The 18998-nt window shown below is 63.2% G+C and carries 20 protein-coding genes; 7 read left to right on the top strand and 13 right to left on the bottom strand.

What is annotated here, in order from left to right; translation table 11 throughout:
- Window positions 1–67: 67 nt before the first annotated feature.
- Both QMK17_RS17735 and QMK17_RS17730 read right to left on the bottom strand, forming a co-directional pair.
- Window positions 68–1444, bottom strand: coding sequence for a phosphomannomutase/phosphoglucomutase (locus QMK17_RS17735; protein WP_283510606.1), 1377 nt, complete (start codon window positions 1442–1444; stop codon window positions 68–70).
- Window positions 1445–1673: 229 nt separating this feature from the next.
- Window positions 1674–2093 (bottom strand): DUF3499 domain-containing protein, encoded by a 420-nt coding sequence (locus QMK17_RS17730; RefSeq protein ID WP_283510605.1) that lies wholly within the window; start codon window positions 2091–2093, stop codon window positions 1674–1676.
- A 133-nt stretch (window positions 2094–2226) separates the two neighbouring features.
- Here QMK17_RS17730 and QMK17_RS17725 point away from each other — a divergent pair, with 133 nt between their 5' ends.
- The gene (locus QMK17_RS17725; RefSeq protein ID WP_283510604.1) at window positions 2227–2715 is read left to right on the top strand and encodes a metallopeptidase family protein; all 489 of its coding nucleotides are present in this window, start codon (window positions 2227–2229) and stop codon (window positions 2713–2715) included.
- Window positions 2716–2822: 107 nt separating this feature from the next.
- On the opposite strand, the gene QMK17_RS17720 is transcribed toward QMK17_RS17725, so the two are convergent.
- On the bottom strand, window positions 2823–3083 hold the full coding sequence (locus tag QMK17_RS17720; RefSeq protein ID WP_283510672.1) for a WhiB family transcriptional regulator: 261 nt from the start codon (window positions 3081–3083) through the stop codon (window positions 2823–2825).
- Between the two features lie 930 nt (window positions 3084–4013).
- On the opposite strand from QMK17_RS17720, the gene cofD reads away from it, so the two are divergent.
- Genes cofD through QMK17_RS17705 form a run of 3 tightly spaced genes read left to right on the top strand, consistent with a single transcriptional unit; the run spans window position 4014 to window position 6888 of the window.
- Window positions 4014–4982: a 2-phospho-L-lactate transferase gene (gene cofD / locus QMK17_RS17715; protein WP_283510603.1), complete on the top strand. Its 969-nt coding sequence runs from the start codon at window positions 4014–4016 to the stop codon at window positions 4980–4982.
- The gene (locus QMK17_RS17710; protein ID WP_283510602.1) at window positions 4979–6334 is read left to right on the top strand and encodes a coenzyme F420-0:L-glutamate ligase; all 1356 of its coding nucleotides are present in this window, start codon (window positions 4979–4981) and stop codon (window positions 6332–6334) included. Before cofD ends, QMK17_RS17710 begins: the two co-directional genes overlap by 4 nt.
- A gap of 5 nt (window positions 6335–6339) precedes the next feature.
- Complete coding sequence (locus tag QMK17_RS17705; protein WP_283510601.1) at window positions 6340–6888, top strand: NUDIX hydrolase; 549 nt, start codon at window positions 6340–6342, stop codon at window positions 6886–6888.
- 13 nt (window positions 6889–6901) lie between these two features.
- Here QMK17_RS17705 and QMK17_RS17700 read toward each other — a convergent pair whose 3' ends face one another.
- From QMK17_RS17700 to rfbD, 3 genes are read right to left on the bottom strand one after another with little or no spacing between them, the layout of a single operon-like run.
- Window positions 6902–7987, bottom strand: a complete 1086-nt coding sequence (locus QMK17_RS17700) for an NDP-sugar synthase (protein ID WP_283510600.1) — start codon at window positions 7985–7987, stop codon at window positions 6902–6904.
- Window positions 7977–8888 (bottom strand): glycosyltransferase family 2 protein, encoded by a 912-nt coding sequence (locus tag QMK17_RS17695; RefSeq protein ID WP_283510599.1) that lies wholly within the window; start codon window positions 8886–8888, stop codon window positions 7977–7979. Before QMK17_RS17695 ends, QMK17_RS17700 begins: the two co-directional genes overlap by 11 nt.
- Before the next feature lie 34 nt (window positions 8889–8922).
- Window positions 8923–9789, bottom strand: coding sequence for a dTDP-4-dehydrorhamnose reductase (rfbD, locus tag QMK17_RS17690; protein WP_283510598.1), 867 nt, complete (start codon window positions 9787–9789; stop codon window positions 8923–8925).
- A gap of 348 nt (window positions 9790–10137) precedes the next feature.
- Here rfbD and QMK17_RS17685 point away from each other — a divergent pair, with 348 nt between their 5' ends.
- Window positions 10138–11616, top strand: coding sequence for an LCP family protein (locus QMK17_RS17685; protein ID WP_442972791.1), 1479 nt, complete (start codon window positions 10138–10140; stop codon window positions 11614–11616).
- Between the two features lie 31 nt (window positions 11617–11647).
- Window positions 11648–12355, top strand: a complete 708-nt coding sequence (locus QMK17_RS17680; RefSeq protein WP_283510597.1) for a TIGR03089 family protein — start codon at window positions 11648–11650, stop codon at window positions 12353–12355.
- Here QMK17_RS17680 and QMK17_RS17675 read toward each other — a convergent pair.
- The 3 genes from QMK17_RS17675 to QMK17_RS17665 are packed head-to-tail and all read right to left on the bottom strand — an operon-like array spanning window position 12352 to window position 14449.
- Window positions 12352–12729, bottom strand: coding sequence for a hypothetical protein (locus QMK17_RS17675; protein WP_283510596.1), 378 nt, complete (start codon window positions 12727–12729; stop codon window positions 12352–12354). The genes QMK17_RS17680 and QMK17_RS17675 overlap by 4 nt on opposite strands.
- Window positions 12726–13253, bottom strand: coding sequence for a 5-(carboxyamino)imidazole ribonucleotide mutase (gene purE, locus QMK17_RS17670; protein ID WP_283510595.1), 528 nt, complete (start codon window positions 13251–13253; stop codon window positions 12726–12728). Before purE ends, QMK17_RS17675 begins: the two co-directional genes overlap by 4 nt.
- The gene (locus QMK17_RS17665; protein ID WP_283510670.1) at window positions 13250–14449 is read right to left on the bottom strand and encodes a 5-(carboxyamino)imidazole ribonucleotide synthase; all 1200 of its coding nucleotides are present in this window, start codon (window positions 14447–14449) and stop codon (window positions 13250–13252) included. Before QMK17_RS17665 ends, purE begins: the two co-directional genes overlap by 4 nt.
- A 266-nt stretch (window positions 14450–14715) precedes the next feature.
- Between QMK17_RS17665 and QMK17_RS17660 the strand changes: the two genes are divergently transcribed.
- A complete protein-coding gene (locus QMK17_RS17660; protein WP_283510594.1) occupies window positions 14716–15279 on the top strand; it encodes a GtrA family protein in 564 nt (187 codons plus the stop codon).
- 58 nt (window positions 15280–15337) lie between these two features.
- Here QMK17_RS17660 and QMK17_RS17655 read toward each other — a convergent pair whose 3' ends face one another.
- The 4 genes from QMK17_RS17655 to QMK17_RS17640 form a co-directional block, all read right to left on the bottom strand.
- Window positions 15338–16660, bottom strand: a complete 1323-nt coding sequence (locus tag QMK17_RS17655) for a sensor histidine kinase (protein ID WP_283510593.1) — start codon at window positions 16658–16660, stop codon at window positions 15338–15340.
- Between the two features lie 9 nt (window positions 16661–16669).
- A complete protein-coding gene (locus QMK17_RS17650) occupies window positions 16670–17350 on the bottom strand; it encodes a response regulator transcription factor (protein WP_283510592.1) in 681 nt (226 codons plus the stop codon).
- 34 nt (window positions 17351–17384) lie between these two features.
- On the bottom strand, window positions 17385–18005 hold the full coding sequence (locus tag QMK17_RS17645; protein ID WP_283510591.1) for a PH domain-containing protein: 621 nt from the start codon (window positions 18003–18005) through the stop codon (window positions 17385–17387).
- Between the two features lie 90 nt (window positions 18006–18095).
- Window positions 18096–18926 carry a biotin--[acetyl-CoA-carboxylase] ligase gene (locus QMK17_RS17640; protein ID WP_283510590.1) on the bottom strand — a complete coding sequence of 277 codons (831 nt, stop codon included), beginning with the start codon at window positions 18924–18926 and terminating at the stop codon, window positions 18096–18098.
- Between the last annotated feature and the right edge of the window lie 72 nt (window positions 18927–18998).

Below are 18998 nucleotides of genomic sequence, written 5' to 3'. Positions count from 1 at the left end.
CACCGCCCTTCGCACTCGATCCTTCACTCACAACTCGACGTTGCCCGCATACCCGATATTGCGCCCACTATTCCAGTTGAGCCCGAACCACGCCGAGTATCTCCGAGGTGAGTGCATCGACCTCGTCCCGGGTACGCGCCTCGACGTTCAGTCGCAGAAGTGGTTCGGTGTTGGACGCTCGGAGGTTGAACCAGGCGCCGTCCTCAAGGTCGATGGTCACACCGTCGAGTCGATCTACCGTCACCGTCCGGTCCGAAAAAGCATCGAGCACCGCTGCGGTCCTCTCGGCAGCATCGGCGACGGTCGAATTGATCTCGCCGGACGCCGAGTAGGACTCGTAAGCCTTCATGAGCTCGGACAACGGCTGATCTTGCGAGCCGAGGGCGGCGAGGACATGCAAAGCAGCCAGCATCCCGGAGTCCGCACCCCAGAAATCGCGGAAGTAGTAGTGCGCTGAGTGCTCACCGCCGAAGATTGCGCCGGTATCGGCCATCTGCTGCTTGATGAACGAGTGACCGACTCGTGTTCGGACGGGCGTTCCACCGAGCTCGGTGACCAACTCGGGCACCGCGCGCGAGGTGATCAAGTTGTGAATGACAGTGGCCCCAGGCTCCTTGGCCAGTTCACGTTCGGCCACGAGGCCGGTGACCGCAGACGGCGACACCGGGTTTCCGAGTTCGTCGACCACGAAGCAACGATCCGCATCGCCGTCGAACGCGAGACCTATGTCGGCCCCGGTCTCGAGAACGAACTTCTGGAGGTCCACGAGGTTTGCGGGATCCAGCGGATTGGCTTCGTGGTTGGGGAATGTTCCGTCGAGCTCGAAGTACAGCGGCTCGATGGTGACGGGAAGAGAGTCGAACACCGCAGGGACCGTGTGCCCACCCATGCCGTTTCCGGCATCGACCGCGATCTTCACCCCGGACACCTTCGACAAGTCGACAAGGTCACGGACGAACGTCGCGTACTCGTTCAATACATCCCGCTCGCTGACCGAACCGACCGCACCGTCGTAACCTGGCACGCCTGCTACGAGTTCATCTTTGATGGTGTCGAGACCGGTGTCCTGACCAACCGGCTTCGCACCCGCGCGGCACAGTTTGATGCCGTTGTACTTCGCCGGATTGTGGCTGGCCGTGAACATCGCTCCTGGGCTCTCGAGGAATCCCGAGGCGAAGTACAGCTGATCCGTCGAAGCAAGCCCGATGTGGACGACATCGAGGCCCTGCGACGTGACTCCGTCAGCGAACGCTCTGGACAACTCGGGCGACGACGCACGCATGTCGTGTCCGATGACGACCCGGGTCACCGCACCGTCACGGACCAGGCGGGCAAAAGATGCACCGACGTCACGGACGAACTGGGCATCGATCTGTTCACCCACCACCCCACGCACGTCATAGGCCTTGATGACTGCATTGACGGACTCGGCAGTTCGTGCCACGAACAACTCCTCAGGGTTTTCGGTGGATCGGGCGCGGTTATCGACAAAATTGAAACAGACGGTTCCGCTTGATGACGACGGCTCGTTCGAACACATCATCTCGACTACGAATGTGTCACAAATAGCTGTTGACAGCGTGGCGGGGAACGGTAGATGTGACAGAAATGATGCACGCTTCAGGCGCTCGAACGACATCGATTCGAACGTAGGATCAGGTACGCCCGTCGAATCAGGACGTGGGATCGGGTAGGACACGCAAATGGCCTCGGCGACCGGTTCGTGTCGGCGTGGAGGTCCTACGGTCGGTTGGGACCTCGGATCGGCGTCGCCCCTCGTAGCGCTCCCCCGAGCCCGCGTCCTCGGTCCGCGAACGCTCGCCGCGCCCGGCCTCGCGCACGGCCTCGGCCAGTGCCGTCAGATCATCTTCGTCGGGCGACGTGGTGGTGAACCCGCCCTCGTAGCGGACGAGCTCCCACCCCTTGGGAGCCGTCGTGGTTGTTGCATGCACGTCGCACAGATCCCAGGAATGCGGCTCATCGACAGTGGCAAGCGGACCGACCACTGCCGTGGAATCCGAGTAGACATACGTGAGCGTTGCAACGGCCGATCGGTTGCAGCCAGGCCTGCAGCATCCACGCAGAGATCTCACGTCCAAGAGACTAACCCCCTAGCGCGACTGCGAGCCCCCCGACACACCGCGACCGTTCAGCGTCAGCCTTGGACACCCGCTACAACCGCGATCCTCTCGACACAGCTCCAGCGCTCACCGTTAGCCTCAGCACATGGCTCCAAGCGCATCCGGACGCAGAATCACCTCTCGATCTGCCGCGCGGCGCGGCCGCGGAATTCGTGGCCCCCTGCTACCCAACAACGTTCCAGGGCACCGATCGCGCGCAGACAAATTCGATCGGGCCGTGCTGGAAGCGTTCGCTCGGATAGGCCATCAGTGGCACCAAAAATTGGAGCGCCTCGACATCGCAGTCGACGAAGTTCCCAAGATTCGGGCCATCGACCCGGAGTCCGTCGAGTGGCCACCGGAAGTGGTCGCCGAGGGCCCCGTCCCCTTGTCCCGACTTGTACCAGCAGGTATCGACAAACGCGGCGATGCGACACGCGCTCGGATCGTGCTGTTCAGAAAACCACTGGAACGGCGCGCAAAGCACCGGGAGGACCTGGAGGATCTTCTCTACGAAGTACTTGTCGAGCAGGTCGCGACGTACCTCGGTGTGGATCCCGACGTCGTCGATCCCGCACTCGATGACGAAACCTGAAAGGGATGAAACCTAAAAAGGAATGAATCCCCCAAGGGAATGAATCCCGACGCAGCTGCGCTTCGCCGGTGCGCCTCAGCGGGTCGGAAAGTGCCAGCTGTGGATCGTCAGACGATTCCGCGCTTGAGCCGGCGACGTTCACGCTCGGACAGCCCGCCCCAAATACCGAAGCGCTCGTCTTTGGCGAGTGCGTACTCGAGGCATTCGTCCTTTACGTCGCATCCAAGGCAGATTCGCTTGGCCTCGCGAGTGGAACCGCCCTTTTCAGGGAAGAAGGCTTCGGGATCGGTCTGTGCACACAATGCACGTTCCTGCCACTGATCCTCGATCTCCTCGAACATCCGATCGAATCCGACGATCGACAGCATCGGCTGGGCCGCGCGAATCGGCGCGACGACATTGGAGTCCTCGTCGTCCGATTCCTCGTCGTCCCGGTAGTCCGAATTCTCTTCACCACGTGGGTCATCGAGATCGGCAACGCTCGAAACGATTGCAGCGGGGCCCAATTCGGTCACCACCCCAACCGAAGCGACGCCGACATAGGCCGCACCAGCGTCGACCGGCACATGTTCGGTTGGAGCGATCTTCTCATCGCCCGCTACGTCGGCAAAGTTGTTGTGCTCGAATCTGTTCTCGCAGTCGCCACGTGCGGCGCCCGCTTCGGAATCGGTCTGCGGCGCGTCGCTGACTGCGCTGAGGTGAGACAGGGCCTCGCCCTGTTGTTCACGTGTCACGTGCTGGTCATACATCGCTTCCGCCTCCTCACCATTTCAATAGCGCAGTAATATCCGGTCGGTTCCGAACACCTTGCCCCGCGCCGGTATTCGTAGTCTCATCCACATTCGTTGTCATACCCGAATCCTCGACCTTTACAACACGTCTACATGAGAAGGCGCCGCATGGGAACGCATGTTCGAATCAAGGTTGGCTCCAAGTGAACTCGCTCGAAGACCTTGGAATGACATACATGTGATTAGACACGCCGGACTGTGTTGCGGTCAAGCTGGTACGCAATATTCCAATACCATCTGCCGACCGAAATCAGCACCCTCCCCGGAATCACGCCCGTCTTGAGCGTGTCGCGCCGAGAAAACACTGCTCAAACGGGCAGCGAACTTGATGAGCACCGACCACGAACGCGGTCACCGCACTCATTCTCCGGATCGCACGCGCACGTGCTTTCGCGGGGTCCGCGCCGTCACGTGTCGAGCCCTTCAGTCCGGCACACGCCACCCCAGAACGCGACGACGGGCAGTCGACCATCCGCCGATTCTGTACACGGCATAGGCTTTGTCACTGTGAAAGTGACTGTCTTGGTCGGCGGAGTAGGCGGAGCACGATTCCTACAGGGCCTCAAAACACTACTGGGTGACGACGACGACATCACCGCAGTGGTCAATGTCGGCGACGACGTGTGGATGCACGGTCTGCGCATCTGCCCCGATCTCGACACCTGCATGTACACACTCGGAGACGGAATCGACACCGAACGTGGGTGGGGCCGGATTGCGGAGACCTGGCATGCGCGAGACGAACTCGCGGCCTATGGAGCCGACCCGGATTGGTTCGGACTCGGTGACCGTGACATCGCCACTCACCTCATTCGTAGCCGGATGCTTCGCACCGGCTACCCGTTGTCCGCGGTGACCGAAGCCCTGTGCAACAGATGGCAGCCTGGAGTGCGTCTACTGCCGGTCACCGACGACCGAAGTGAAACCCACGTCGTCGTCACCGACCCGGAGGACCCGACCGGAGAATCGCAACGAGCAATCCACTTCCAGGAGTGGTGGGTTCGATACCGCGCACAGATCCCCACCCACAGTTTCGCGAACGTCGGTGCCGAACAAGCGGCTCCCGCCCCCGGTGTTCTCGACGCGATTGCAGAGGCAGACGCCGTCATTCTCGCTCCCTCCAACCCGGTGGTGAGCGTCGGGGCGATACTCGCCGTCCCCGGAATCCGCAGCGCGCTGCGGACGACTCCCGCCAAGGTGGTCGGCCTGTCCCCCGTGGTGGACGGCAAGCCTCTACGCGGCATGGCGGACGAGTGCCTCTCCGTCATTGGAGTCGAGACCTCGGCGGAAGCCGTCGGGAACTATTACGGTGCCCGTTCGGACACAGGAATCCTCGATGCGTGGCTCGTTCATTCGACCGACACCGCCACCGTTCCCGGTGTCGAGGTGCTCAGCGTTCCCCTGTTGATGACCGATCCGGCTACGACCGCCGAAATGGCAGTGGTGGCCCTGAGATCCGCTGGGTTGACACTGTGATCGATGCGCGGCCCCAAGACCACGCACCCGGAGGCAGCATCGAAATCATCCCGGTGCGGGATCTTCCCGAGTTCCGTCCGGGCGACGATCTCGCGGCGTCGATCGCTCGATGCGCACCGTGGATACGTGAGAACGACATCCTGGTCGTGACGAGCAAGGTCTTCTCCAAAGTCGAGGGCAGGCTCGTCTCCGCTCCGCTCGATCCGGAGGAACGTGACGCGGCCCGACGAATCCTGGTGGACCGGGAGGCGGTGCGCGTCGTTGCACGGAAGGGACGCACGCTCATCACCGAGAACAACCTCGGAATAGTGCAGGCGGCCTCCGGTATCGACGGGTCGAATGTCGACGGGGCCGAACTCGCGCTTCTACCCGAAGATCCGGACGCGAGTGCCTCGGCACTTCGGACCGCTCTTGCCGAAGCGCTCGGGGTGACTGTCGGCATAATCGTCACCGACACGATGGGTCGCGCGTGGCGTATCGGTCAAACCGACGCCGCGATCGGTAGTGCGGGCCTTGCGGTGGTGCACGGATATGCGGGCGCCGAAGATTCGCAGGGCAACGAATTGGTCGTCACCGAGGTCGCGATCGCCGACGAGATCGCTGCCGCGGGAGATCTGGTGAAAGGAAAACTTGGGTCGGTCCCGGTGGCTGTCGTACGAGGCTTGACCCCCGTCGACAACGGCTCGCGCGCAAGGGATCTGGTTCGCCCTGGCGAGGACGACCTGTTCTGGCTCGGCACCGAGGAATCCATCGCTCGTGGTAGACGCGAAGCTGTCCTGCTTCGGCGATCGGTCCGCGCGTTCACCGACGACGCCGTGGACCCCGACGACATCCGCGCTGCCGTGGCGGACGCGTTGACCGCACCCGCACCGCACCACACACATCCGGTCAGGTTCGTCTGGGTGAGAACGCCCGCGCTGCGCGCTCACCTGTTGTCGCGGATGAAGGAACAATGGCGAACGGATTTGCGCGCCGACGGTTGGTCGGACGAACGAATCGACCGACGCACCTCCCGCGGCAACATTTTGTTCGACGCCCCGGAGATCGTCATACCGTTCTGTGTTCCCGACGGAGCTCACGCGTATTCCGACGAACGCCGCACGCGCGCAGAGCAAACAATGTTCACCGTGGCGGTCGGCGCTGCGGTGCAAGGCCTACTGGTATCACTCGCCGCTCGTGGGCTCGGGAGCTGCTGGGTGGGGTCCACCATCTTTGCCGGCGACGTCGTTCGGACGGAGCTGGGTCTGCAGGCGGATTGGCAACCCATGGGCGCCATCGCAATCGGACATCCGCTGGAGGCCTCGACCGTTCGAACCCCGTCCGGGCCGGGGAAAGAACTGTTGGAAATCTGATAGCGATGAGCGCGCAATCACTTCTCAGATCTGCCCAGTCGGTACTCACCGACTGGGATTGCCTCGATTGGCATGACGACTCACTGCGACACACGATGCTCGCGTTCCTCGTCAGCAATCCCGACGGTTGTTTGCGCACGAATGTCGCCGGCCACTTCACGGCGTCGTCGCTGGTGTTGAACACCTCGGGCACGCACGTTCTGCTGACGCTGCATCCGCGTGTCGGTCGGTGGATTCAGCTGGGCGGACACTGCGAGCCTCACGACGACACGGTTGTCGACGCGGCGCTCAGAGAGGCCAGGGAGGAGTCGGGAATCGAGGATCTCACCATCGACGACTCGCTGCTGTCGGCACACACGCACCCGATCACATGCTCACTCGGCGTGCCCACTCGACATCTTGATCTGCGATTCGTTGTGCGTGCCCCCGACGGAGCGGCGGCAGTGCGCAGCGAGGAGTCCACCGACCTGGCATGGTGGCCGGTGGACTCACTGCCGGAGTCGGCCGAGGTGGAGACGATCACTCACCTCGTCGAACTCGCTGCCGAACGCTGACGAACCGGCGCGATCAGACGTCGGTGGAGAAACGCACTCCGCCATCGGGAAGTTTCACTCCCGGCCACACGCGGGCGCCTCGAAGCAGTTCACATCGTGCACCGATATCGGCACCGTCGCCGATCACAGCGTCCCGTACGAGCGCGCGCGGCCCGATTCGAGCACCGAAGCCGATGATCGATCGCTCCACCACCGCACCGGCCTCGACGACAGCACCGTCGAAAATAACCGCACCGTCCAGTCGTGCTCCCGCACCGACCTCGGCGCCACGTCCGATGACGGTACCGCCGATCAACAACGCCCCCGGCGCGACGCCTGCGCTCGGATGCACGAGGGACTCCCCCCTGGTTCCGGTGAGTGCCGGCGAGGGCGCGATGCCGCGGACGAGGTCAGCCGAGCCCTTGACGAAGTCCTCGGGCGTACCCATATCGCGCCAGTACGCGCTGTCCACGTGTCCGTACACATGCTTGTCCTCCGCGAGCAACGCTGGAAACACTTCACGCTCGACGGAGACCGGACGGTCGTGCGGAATCTTCTCGATGATTTCTCGTTTGAAGACGTAGCAACCCGCGTTGATCTGGTCGGTCGGTGGATCCTGAGTCTTCTCGAGGAATGCGGTCACTCGGCCGTTCTCGTCGGTGGGAACGCATCCGAACGCACGTGGATCGCCGACCCGCACGAGATGCAGCGTGACGTCCGCTTCGGTACGCCGGTGAGTGTCGAGTACCGCGGTGAGATCTGTGCCGCCGAGCACATCGCCGTTGAACACCATCACATTGTCGGCCCGAAGACGCGGGAGCACGTTGCGGATTCCGCCGCCGGTTCCCATCGGTTCGGTTTCGGTGACGTATTCGAGTTCGATACCGAGAGAAGAGCCGTCGCCGAAGTGCTCTTCGAAGACCTCGGATTTGAACGAGGTTCCGAGTACGACGTGGTTGATTCCAGCCGCCTTGATTCGGGCCAGCAGATGGTGCAGAAACGGGAGGCCCGCGGTGGGAAGCATAGGCTTCGGAGCCGACAACGTGAGCGGCCGAAGGCGAGTTCCCTTGCCGCCCACGAGAATTACAGCATCAGTAGTTTTGCCTGTGTCAGCTGACATGGTCGGCCTCTCTGTTGTCCCGCTTGTCACGGTCATCGATCTGTCGCTGTCGAAGTGCCGAAGCCACAACAACCTTCGAGCGCGCTGCGAGACCCGCGCGCAGCGCCCATCGTAGGGGAGCTTGCCATAGATGGGGGTGACGATCCGCCTGGAAGCGATACGCGCTCTCGTGGTGCGCCGGGAGCATCAGCTCCGGATGCCTACCTGCCGCATGCCCCTTGGTATGGGTGACCTCGACGTCGGGGATGTAGACATTGAGCCAGCCGGCGGTACCGAGACGGTCGCCCAAGTCGACGTCCTCCATGTACATGAAATAACGGGAGTCGAACCCGTTCACCGCGTCGAAAGCAGACCGCCTCAGGACCAGGCAGGAACCGGACAACCAGCCGACTGTTCGTTCGGTCACAGCCTCGTTGTCCTGGCGATAACGGAGCGTCCACGGGTTACTCGGCCAGACCTTGCTCAACAGTGCATGGCCCGCTCCCGAGGTGAGATCGGGCACGGCACGTGCCGACGGATAGCGGCTCCCGTCGGGTTCGCGAATGAGCGGTCCGAGCGCTCCGGCGCGCGGCCAGCGCTCTGCTGCGGCGAGCAAGCCGTCGAGCGAGCCCGGATGCCACCGAACGTCTGGATTCGCGACGACGACGAACTCGATGCTTTCGTCGATTTCAGCGACGGCACGATTGACAGCGCCCCCGTATCCGAGGTTCGCTCCGGTCCGGAACAGACGTGCGTTGGGGTAGGCCGCTTCGGCGGCTTCGGGTGAACCGTCCGTCGAACCATTGTCGGCCATGATCACCTGCGGCGTCTCCTCGGTTGCCAGGGCAAGGGAGGACAGAAACTCATCGAGGTGTTCCCCGGGCGAATAGGTCACCGTTACGACGGCCAGCTTGGAACTCACGCGGGCAACACTAACTGCCTCCGCTCACCGACCATCACGTCGTGGCCGAACGAGCCGCGTCCAACGCCTCCGACAATGCATCCCGCCAGCTACGCAGCGGTGCGAAACCGGCCTGCAACCAGGCATCGGCCGAGAGGACCGAGAACGCAGGTCTCGGCGCAGGTCGGACAAAGTCCGAACTCGAGCAGGGCCTGACCCTCGCCGGATCGGCGCCGACTCCGGCGAACACGGCACGCGCTAGGTCGAACCAGCTGGCAGTACCGGCGTTGGTCAGATGCAGAATCGGAGCGCTCGCCGATTCAGCACGTGCGAGTTCGAGTAGACCTGCAGCAAGGTCGCGTGCGTAGGTCGGTGATCCGACTTGGTCGTCCACGACGTTGATCGTGTCTCGTTCACCTTCGAACCTCAACATGGTGGAGACGAAGTCGGAACCGACGCCGGTGTACACCCACGCCGTTCTGACCACGGTCGCCGAAGGGAGCGCCTGCAGAACGGCGCGTTCCCCCGCCAGCTTGGTTCGTCCGTATGCGCTCTGCGGTGCCGTTGACTGATCTGGCTCGTACGGCACGGAGGACGTTCCGTCGAACACGTAGTCGGTGGACACGTGGACCAGACGGGCACCGACGCGCGCGCACGACTGAGCAAGATTTCGAGGTCCGTCGGCGTTGACGGCGAGCGCGCGCGCCTCGTCAGTTTCCGCGGCGTCGACGGCAGTGTAGGCCGCGCAATTGATCACCACCATGCCTGGCTCGACGGCTGCGTCGACCGCAGTTGGGTCCGTGATGTCCAGCTCCGCGCTGTTCACACCGACTGTGCGATGTTGTGAGTCGTCAGCGCTCGACAGTTGCATTATCTGTTGCCCGAGTTGTCCCCCGGCTCCGGTAACAAGGATGTACGCCACAGTCCGAAAGTGTGGCACGCCGTCGGCGCTTGAGCGAGCCAGGGACATTTCACAAGTAGCCTGGACCTCCGGGGACGACGAACATACTCATTTCGACAGCAGAGAGGGCAGCAGGTGCCACGAGAGTCGGACGCATCACGGGACGAGCCCCGTTCCCGCTCCCGTCGCGGCGAACAGTCCCGCCGCACAGGCCGCAGCACTCACCGCGCCGGGAACGCATCATCCGACGAACGCCCCGCACGCGCCGAACGCCCAGAACGCTCGCGACGCAGACCTCCCGCATCGACCGTCGAGGAAGGCCGCGCATCGACGCCCCCTGTGTCGGCATCACCCGTGTCGGCATCAGCCGTGTCGGCACCTGGGCGCGGGCGCCGTTTACGTGGTCCGCAGGTCGCGATCGCCGCAGTGTCGGTTCTCGTTCTGCTGTTCACGGGGTTCGCCTGGCGAGGCGTCGACAGTCTTCGCTCCAACATTGCCACCGCGGGCGCCCTCGGTCTCGGGGGCGGATCCGACGGCGCCGTCGACATTCTGATGGTCGGAACCGATAGTCGAACCGATGCGCATGGAAACTCACTGTCTCAGGCAGAACTGGATTCGCTTCGCGCAGGCGAAGAGGTGGCGTCGAACACCGACACGATCGTGCTCATTCGTGTTCCGAACGACGGCTCGTCGGCCACCGCAATTTCGATTCCTCGCGACTCGTACGTCGAGGTGCCCGGCATCGGTATGTCGAAGATCAATGCCGCCTACGGTGCCACGAAGGAGAACAAGCGGCTCGAACTCGTCGAATCGGGTGCTTCGGATGCCGACGCCGAAAGCCAGTCGACCGAAGCCGGCCGCGAGGCGCTCATCGAGTCGGTAGGCGACCTGACCGGTATCACTGTCGATCATTACGCCGAAGTCGGTCTTCTCGGTTTCGTTCTTCTGACCGATGCGGTCGGAGGCGTCGATGTCTGTTTGAACGCACCTGTCGACGAACCGATGTCGGGCGCCAACTTTCCGGCAGGCGAGCAGACACTGTCCGGTGCGGACGCTCTGAGTTTCGTCCGTCAGCGGCACGACTTGCCGCGTGGCGATCTCGACAGGATCGTGCGCCAACAGGTGTTCATGGCCTCGCTGGTGCGCAGCGTGTTGAGCGCCAAGACGCTCAGCAACCCGAGCAGGCTCAGCCAACTCAGCGGCGCCGTCCAGCGCTCGGTGGTGCTCGATTCCGACTGGGACATACTGCAGTTCGCGACGCGTCTACAGGACCTCGCGGGCGGAAAGGTCAAGTTCGAGACCATCCCCGCGGTCGACATCAACGGCGTGACCGATTACGGCGAGTCCATTGTCGAGGTCGACCCGGCAGCGGTGAAGAAGTACGTCGAGGGACTCCTGGACGGCACTGCGGACGAACAGGATTCGCCCCAGTCGACCGCCAAGTCCACTCTCGATCCCTCCACCGTAACCGTCGAGGTGGCCAACGACAGCGGAATCGACGGGCTTGCGAACGGAGTGGCGAGCTCCCTCGGTCAGTTGGGGTACACCGGTGGAACGATCGGAAACTACGAGGGGTCGTCGTTGTCCTCCAGCGCGATTCAGGCAGCCGATCCGGACAGCGATGCTGCACGTGAAGTTGCCGCGGCGCTGGGCGGACTTCCGATCTCCTTCGACGACACGCTGACCGGGAACACTCTGCGTGTCGTGCTCGCCTCCGACTACGACGGGCCTGGTGCCGACGGCGGGGTGGCCGCGATACCGACAACGACCGATGCGCCGACGTCTGCAGGCGAATCGCCCGCACCTCCGATCGATGCAGGCTCGACCGGACCCGCCTGCGTCAACTGAGCCCTCATCCGCCATCGGATAGGGTTCCGATGTGGCTTCGACATTGACACAGGAACTGCTGGATCCCATCCTCCGCAGCGACCCGGCAGGTCCGCGGGTGACGTACTACGACGACGCCACGGGCGAGCGCGTCGAGGTGTCGACGGTGACGCTGGCCAATTGGGCCGCAAAGACCGCCAATTTGCTCCGCGACGAGTTCGGTGTGGAACCGGGTGCGCGGGTCAGTGTGCTTCTTCCAGCGCATTGGCAGACGGCAGCTGTACTTCTCGGCGCCTGGTGGGCCGGAGCCGACGTCACGATCGGCGCCGACGACAACGCAGAACTCGCTCTCGTGCACGGTGATCGCATCGAGGAGGCCGGCGACGTCCCCGAAATCCTTGCGCTCTCGCTCGACGCGTTCGGCAAGCCGGTACCGAATCTTCCTCTCGGAGTGACGGACTACGCGACGTCGGTCCGCGTGCACGGCGACCAATTCCGACCGTCGGGCCAGCTGGGGGCACTTGACAGCACACCCGTGGACGAGGTTTTGGCCGCCGCACGTGCACGGGCAGAAGCACATTCGCTAGCTGTCGGAGATCGAGTGCTGTCCTCGCTCCCATGGAGCACCGCCGACGAGCTGATCGACGGATTACTGTCGGTTCTGGTCGCGGGCGGTTCGCTCGTTCAGGTGAGCAACCCGGACGACAGTAAGACGGAACGGCGGAAGTCCACCGAAAAAATCACTGCGACGCTCGGCTAGGTCGTGTAACCGCCGTCGCGCAGGCCTGCTTCGATCTCGTATCGGTTTCTGGGGCCCGGTCGACGGATTTCCTCCGCCAGGTACCGAACCGCGAATGTCACGCCGTAGCGTGCCCATTGGTCCGCGTGGACCGCTTCGTGGCGCAGCACCACCTGCGAGGTATTTGTTCGTGTGAGGTAGACACCGCCGATCGTGGTCCCTCCCCTACCGAATCCTCCGCGCATGTTCGATGCAACGAACAGACGGCATGACGGCTCGAAAGTGATGTCGGCGCGCCATATGCGGGCATAGACCAACGCAGCGTACGTCACCAGCCTCGCCTGAGTCCGTCCTCGCGCGGCGCCCCGTACGCGCGCGTGGACGGAGTCCGTCATCCCAGCAGCTTCGCCCGCAAGGCAGCGTCTTTCTCGAGAACCATCGTCTCGAGACCGGCCTGGAAGGTCGCCATGCGCTGCTGCAGCGCAGCATCGGTGGCGCCGAGGATACGCACGGCGAGCAGACCCGCATTGCGCGCTCCGCCGATCGATACCGTCGCCACGGGGACACCGGCAGGCATCTGCACGATCGACAGCAGCGAGTCCATGCCATCGAGGTACTTCAGCGGTACCGGCACGCCGATCACCGGCAACGGGGTCGCTGAGGCGACCATGCCGGGCAGGTGAGCTGCCCCTCCGGCGCCGGCGATGATCACTCGCAAACCCCGGCCCGATGCGCTGTTCGCGTAGTCGATCATGCGCTGCGGAGTCCGGTGCGCTGAGATCACACCAACTTCGAATCGAACTCCGAACTCCGCCAACGCTTCCGCAGCTGCTTCCATCGTCGGCCAGTCCGAGTCACTCCCCATGATCAACCCGACTCGAGGTCCTTGCTCATCGGTCAAGTGTGGCCCATCGGTCATGCGTGCGGATCCCATCCGTCGGTCCATTCGGCGTGCGACATCCAATGCGCCGCACGTTCGGCTTTTTCTCGGACTTCCGCAACATAGGCCGCGTTGTCGGAACGACCGTCGGCACCGCCGATGATGTTCACGTGCCCAATCTTGCGGTCTTTACGCTCGCCCTTGCCGTAGAGGTGCACCTTCGCATCAGGCATTCGAGCGAAAAGGTGGTGCAGACGCTCGTCCATGCTCATCGACGGCACTTCGGGCGCTCCCAGAATATTGGCCATCACCGTCACTGGGGCCAGTGGCGACGTATCGCCGAGTGGGTAGTCGAGGACGGCTCGCAAGTGTTGCTCGAACTGCGACGTTCGGCACCCGTCCATGGTCCAGTGGCCCGAATTGTGCGGGCGCATCGCAAGCTCGTTGACAAGGATCCTGCCGTCCATCGTCTCGAACAGTTCGACTGCCATCGATCCGACGACACCCAATTCGGCGGCGAGACCGAGAGCCATTCGCTCGGCATCGATCGCGGTGTCCTCGTCGAGCGATGGCGCGGGGGCGATCACCACCGCGCACTGACCGTCGCGCTGAACGGTCTCCACGACCGGCCACGCTGCGCCCTGACCGAACGGCGAACGCCCGACCATCGCCGACAGCTCGCGTCGCAACTCGACCTTTTCCTCGACCATCAGCGGTACGCCGAGATCGAGCTGGTGCTGAACGGTAGCCTCGGCTTCTTCTGCATCGGCGGGCATCCACACCCCGCGACCGTCGTAACCGCCCCTGATCGCTTTGACGACCACCGGCCACCCGTGTTCCTCACCGAACTTTGTGACATCACCCGCCCAAGTGACCTCGGCGAAAGCTGGGATTGCCACTCCGAGCTCAGCGAGTTTGCGGCGCATGCGCAATTTGTCCTGCGCGAAGACCAGCGCACTCGGGGGCGGCTGCACGTTGACACCCTCGGCAACCAGAGCCTCCAGATGCTCGGTGGGCACCTGCTCGTGATCGAACGTCACCACGTTGGACCCGGTCGCGACGGTGCGCAACGCATTCAGATCGTCGTGATGTCCGAGAACGACGTCCGCACTGACCTGGGCCGCCGGCTCGTCGGAACCTGCAGACAGAACACGAAGGCACTGGCCCAACGCGACAGCAGCCTGATGCGTCATCCGGGCGAGCTGACCACCACCGATCATTGCAACGACGGGCATTCCACTTGTCGATGCACGAGGTGTATCGGGACGCGGCGGATTGGACGCGGCAGAAGGCGAATGTGGAGCAGTCACGGCTTCCTATGTTGTCATGTGGAGGTGATTCGTCCCTCGTCGGTCCACACTTCGCACCTCGAATCCGGGGCGTTCCGCGGGCTCCAATCCCGAAAGTTCGGGTCATTCCGCGAGCTCCACTCCTGAGAGGTAGCTGATGATTCCGCGAGCGGTTTCGTGATTCGCCCCAACGTTTCGTAGACTTCTCCGTTGTGCCCTCGATCGACAACGTGATTCACCGCCTCCCCGGACCAGTTCGGGAGCTGGCGATCCGTCACAGCGAACTGATCAAATTCGCAATTGTCGGCGGAACTACGATGGTCTTCGACCTCGTCATCTTCTATTCCCTCAGCCTTACAGTGTTGGAGCCGAAGCCGGTGATCGCAAAGGTCATCTCCGGCGTGATGGCCACGATCCTGAGCTACATCCTCAATCGCGAGTGGGCTTTCAAGAATCGCGGCGGACGCGAGCGCCACCACGAAGCACTGCTCTTCTTCACCATCAGCGGCATCGGCGTTATCCTCTCTGCCGCGCCGCTGTTCATCGCCAACAACCTGTTCGACATCCGCGAAGGCCACAACAGCCTGACGATGCTGCTGATCCTGGACTTCGTACTCAACTACATCATCGGCAATCTTCTGCAGATGGCGTTCCGATTCTGGGCACTCCGCAAATTCGCCTTTCCGGAGGAAAACATCCACGGCGCCGCTGCCGGGTCCACTGATTACGATCCAACGGAAGAGGAAGCCGCCGAGGAACAGCTCGGTCACAGCTAGCCCGCTTCCGCTCGTACGGCCACTCTCGACAGCATGAATGTCCGATCCCCGGGGGCGACTAACGTGGCTCGCGAGCCCGCCGAACCAGCGCGCTCGATTCGCGATACGCGGGCAAGAACACCGCGAACATGGCTGGTCTGCGCCGTTGCAGTTCCAACCTTCCTCCGTCGGCTTCGACCAACGCGCGGGCCAGTGCGAGCCCGACACCGGTTGACCCTGCGCCTGAGAATCCACGATCGAAGATGTGCGGTGCCAGCTCGTTGCTGACGCCCTCCCCCTCGTCGGATACCTCGATGCAGGCAAGCGGTTCGCGTTTTCGGTCGGCCGTATCCAAGGCAGGGATCAAGCGAACTGCGACGGTGCACGTACCACCGCCGTGAGAGAGAGCATTGTCGACGAGAACCGACACGGCCTCACGAAGCCTCGAACCGGTGACCGACGCGGTCACCCCGTCATCACCCGCCAGGGAAAGCGATCGTCCACCGTCCTCGAATGTCCTCTGCCACTCGGCGATCATTCCTGTCAGCTCGTCGATGACCGGAACTTCCTCGGCTCCCGCAGCGCCATCGCTACGGGAGGATCGCACCAACTCGTCGATTGCGAGAGTGAGCCGGTCCACCTGGGCCATGGCTTCCTCAGCCTCGCCGACGACATCCGGGTCCGAATGGGTGGACAGCTCGTCGAGCCTCAACCGGACTGCGGTGAGTCGACTCCGAAGTTGATGGGAGACGTCCGCGACGAGCGCGTGCTCGCGCTGCAGCCTTCCGGCAATTTCCACGGTCGCCGAGTCGAGCACTTCCGAGACTCTGTCCAGTTCGGCGATGCCATGTCGCCGCGGATCAGGTCTGAAGTCGCCCTCCGCGAGCCGCGCCGCGCGGCGCGCAACGTCCTGTAGCGGGTCGGCCAGTCGCTTGGCGGTAAGTACAGCAACGGCAGTGCCTGCGAGGATCGACGCCAGCACTACGAGTGCCACGGCCCCGACAGCCTGACGTTGCAACGTGCGCATGTCGTCCGACGGCACCTCGAGCCGAAGCGACCCGGATGTGCCCATGGAGAGCGACTCGACGAGCGGCCTCGATACGAATGGCTCGCCGATGTCCACACGGGACGCTGCGTCCGCCGGAGTCGGAAACACCACTATGAGGCGGCCGGACTGCGGAATCGCAAGCCGAAGCGAACCGATATCCAAATCGCCGACGACCATCCCCGTGTCGCCTTCCTGCGACAAGATTTCGGACGCCATGCGATCGAGTCTTCGCTGCAGATCGTCTCTGGTGAAGTCCTCGACCCAGAGCCAAGCCGTGTACATCAACGGCAGACCGAGCAGCAGCGCCGTGAGTATCACCACGGCCAGGATCGACTGGAGTATCCGACGGCGCATCTACCGTGCCTAGTCGCTGTTGATTCGGAATCCGACTCCGCGGACCGTTGCGATTCGCCGCTCGGCAACGGAACCTTCGTCGCCGATTTTTCGGCGCAACCACGACATGTGCATGTCGAGTGTCTTGGACCCGCGGAGTTCGGCGTCACCCCACACCTCGCGCAGAATCGTCTCGCGCGAGACGACCTGACCAGCGTGGTCCAGCAGCACCTTCAGGAGTTCGTATTCCTTGTTGGCCAGTGATATCTCCGCGCCGTTGACCAGGACGCGACGCGCAGCCGGCTCGAGGCGGATGCCACCGACCTCGATCGGGCTGTCCTCTCCTGGACCACGGCGACGCAGCAACGCACGAACTCGGGCCATCAATTCGGCGAGCCTGAACGGTTTGCCGACGTAGTCGTCGGCACCGGCATCGAGACCGACGACGAAGTCGACTTCGTCGGTCCGCGCTGTAAGCATGAGAACAGCAAGTTCGGACCTGTTGGCGCGAACCTGCCGACACACTTCGAGCCCATCCATCCCCGGCAGTCCCAGATCCAGGATGAGTAGGTCGTAGTTGCCTTCGAGAGCGCGCTGCAGTGCCGCAGGACCGGTTTGCTCGACCGTCACGGTGTAACCCTCGCGGCCGAGGGCACGCGAGAGTGGAGCAGCAATTGCTTCGTCATCTTCAGCCAGCAGCACGTCGGTCACCGGCCAAGCCTACGGTTCGAAACTGTGAAAAAGGTTATTTGCCGCGACGACCCGTACGCCAGCCCGGACGGCCGGCATCAGGAGACGGTCCCTCACCGCCGCCGAAGGCATCAGGTCCCGAGCGCCCGTACTCCCTGGAGGTGAACGACTGGGAATCGAACGACTGGGAATCGAACACCTGCTGATACAGCAGCGAGTGGACGCGCTGCACGCGCGGTATGTCGTCGAACTCGAGTGGGTCGTCCGACGCCGACGCGATGATGAGAGTGCCCGTTCCAAGCATGCGATCGACGAGGCCGTGCCGGAACTGCACGTTGCTGATTCGCCCCATCGGAATGTCGATCCCTGAATGTGTGATCACACCTTGTCGTATCAGCACGCGCCGATCCGTGACGATGAAGTGAGTGCACTTCCAACTGATCAACGGTGCTACACAACGCCATCCGACGATGACTGCCCAGAGGACGGCCATCACGATCATTGCGATAGTGGAACTCGTGCCGTTCAATCGAGCCGAGGCAACCCCGATACCGAACCCGGCGACCGCCGTCACAACGATGAACGTCAACGCAGGCAAGATCAGCATCTTCCAATGCGGATGATGGTGCAGCAGCAGCTCTTCCTCTTCCGCCAGTGCTTCCTGCGGATAGCCCATGCGACTCACTCCTCGGCCGAATTCATACTCGTGTCAGGCGATCCTGCCACGCACACCAACGACATCATGCGCGACGGACGGTGCACCCCTCTACCCGTGTTCGACCGCTCGTAGGTGGGTGACGTCGCCGGCCGCTACCGCGATGATCTGGCCGTCGTCATCGGATCGGACCACGATGCGACCTTGGTCGTCGATGTCGGTCGCGTCGCCCAGGAACTGGCGATCGCCCGGCAACTCCACTCGTACTCGTCGCCCAATGGTGTCGCATCGTTCGCGATAGCGGTGCGCGAGATTCTCGGTGTTCCAGTTCGAGTTACGCCAGGAGTCCACCTCGGCGCCGATTCCGCGCAGGATCGCGCGCAGGATGGTGTCCCGGTCGGCGACAGCGGCGTTCTCGAGAACGAGAGAGGTGGCGGTCGGGACGGGAAGTTCGTCCTCTCTCATCGAGACGTTCAAGCCGATTCCGACAACCACTGCGGGCGTTCCGCCGTGCGCGGCCACCTCGGCGAGAATTCCGGCTACCTTTCTGCCCTTGATCAATACGTCGTTCGGCCATTTCAATGTGGCATCCACTGATGCGACCGTTCGCAGGGCGTCGACGACCGCCACGCCGGCCAGCAGCGGAAGCCATCCCAGAACCGCTGGATCCACGCCTGGAAGTTTGACAAGAACGGACAGTAGAAGTTGTGACCTGGGTGGACCGGAGAACGGCCTTGCGTGTCGTCCGCGTCCCGACTCCTGATGCTCGGCGATCAGGGCGGTGCGGTCTGCGAGACCGGCCGACTGCGAGATCAGGTCTGCGTTGGTCGACCCGGTCTGCTCCACTACATCCAACCTGGACCAGGACGCTTGCGGCCCGTCGACGAGTGCTCGCCGTAGTGCCGATACGTCGAGCGGAGGTCGATCCAGATTGGTCCACATGGTTTCGAGCATATGGGCACACACCTCGACGAGCCGCTCCGACGCCGAACGGTACCGGCCGGTAGCGTTGCA

This window comes from Rhodococcus sp. G-MC3 (genome assembly GCF_030063335.1).
Classification (GTDB): domain Bacteria; phylum Actinomycetota; class Actinomycetes; order Mycobacteriales; family Mycobacteriaceae; genus Rhodococcoides.
The sequence above is the reverse complement of the archived record's forward strand: the minus strand, read 5'-3'. Positions and strand labels throughout refer to the sequence as shown.

Coding starts and splice junctions, on each gene's coding strand:
- QMK17_RS17655 (WP_283510593.1), bottom strand. CDS start 16,660: ATGCGCCGTCGGATACTCCAGTCGATCCTGGCCGTGGTGATACTCACG.
- QMK17_RS17705 (WP_283510601.1), top strand. CDS start 6,340: ATGAGCGCGCAATCACTTCTCAGATCTGCCCAGTCGGTACTCACCGAC.
- QMK17_RS17725 (WP_283510604.1), top strand. CDS start 2,227: ATGGCTCCAAGCGCATCCGGACGCAGAATCACCTCTCGATCTGCCGCG.
- QMK17_RS17645 (WP_283510591.1), bottom strand. CDS start 18,005: ATGGGCTATCCGCAGGAAGCACTGGCGGAAGAGGAAGAGCTGCTGCTG.
- QMK17_RS17700 (WP_283510600.1), bottom strand. CDS start 7,987: ATGTCAGCTGACACAGGCAAAACTACTGATGCTGTAATTCTCGTGGGC.
- purE (WP_283510595.1), bottom strand. CDS start 13,253: ATGACCGATGGGCCACACTTGACCGATGAGCAAGGACCTCGAGTCGGG.
- QMK17_RS17640 (WP_283510590.1), bottom strand. CDS start 18,926: ATGTGGACCAATCTGGATCGACCTCCGCTCGACGTATCGGCACTACGG.
- QMK17_RS17675 (WP_283510596.1), bottom strand. CDS start 12,729: ATGACGGACTCCGTCCACGCGCGCGTACGGGGCGCCGCGCGAGGACGG.
- QMK17_RS17665 (WP_283510670.1), bottom strand. CDS start 14,449: ATGCCCGTCGTTGCAATGATCGGTGGTGGTCAGCTCGCCCGGATGACG.
- QMK17_RS17720 (WP_283510672.1), bottom strand. CDS start 3,083: ATGCTGTCGATCGTCGGATTCGATCGGATGTTCGAGGAGATCGAGGAT.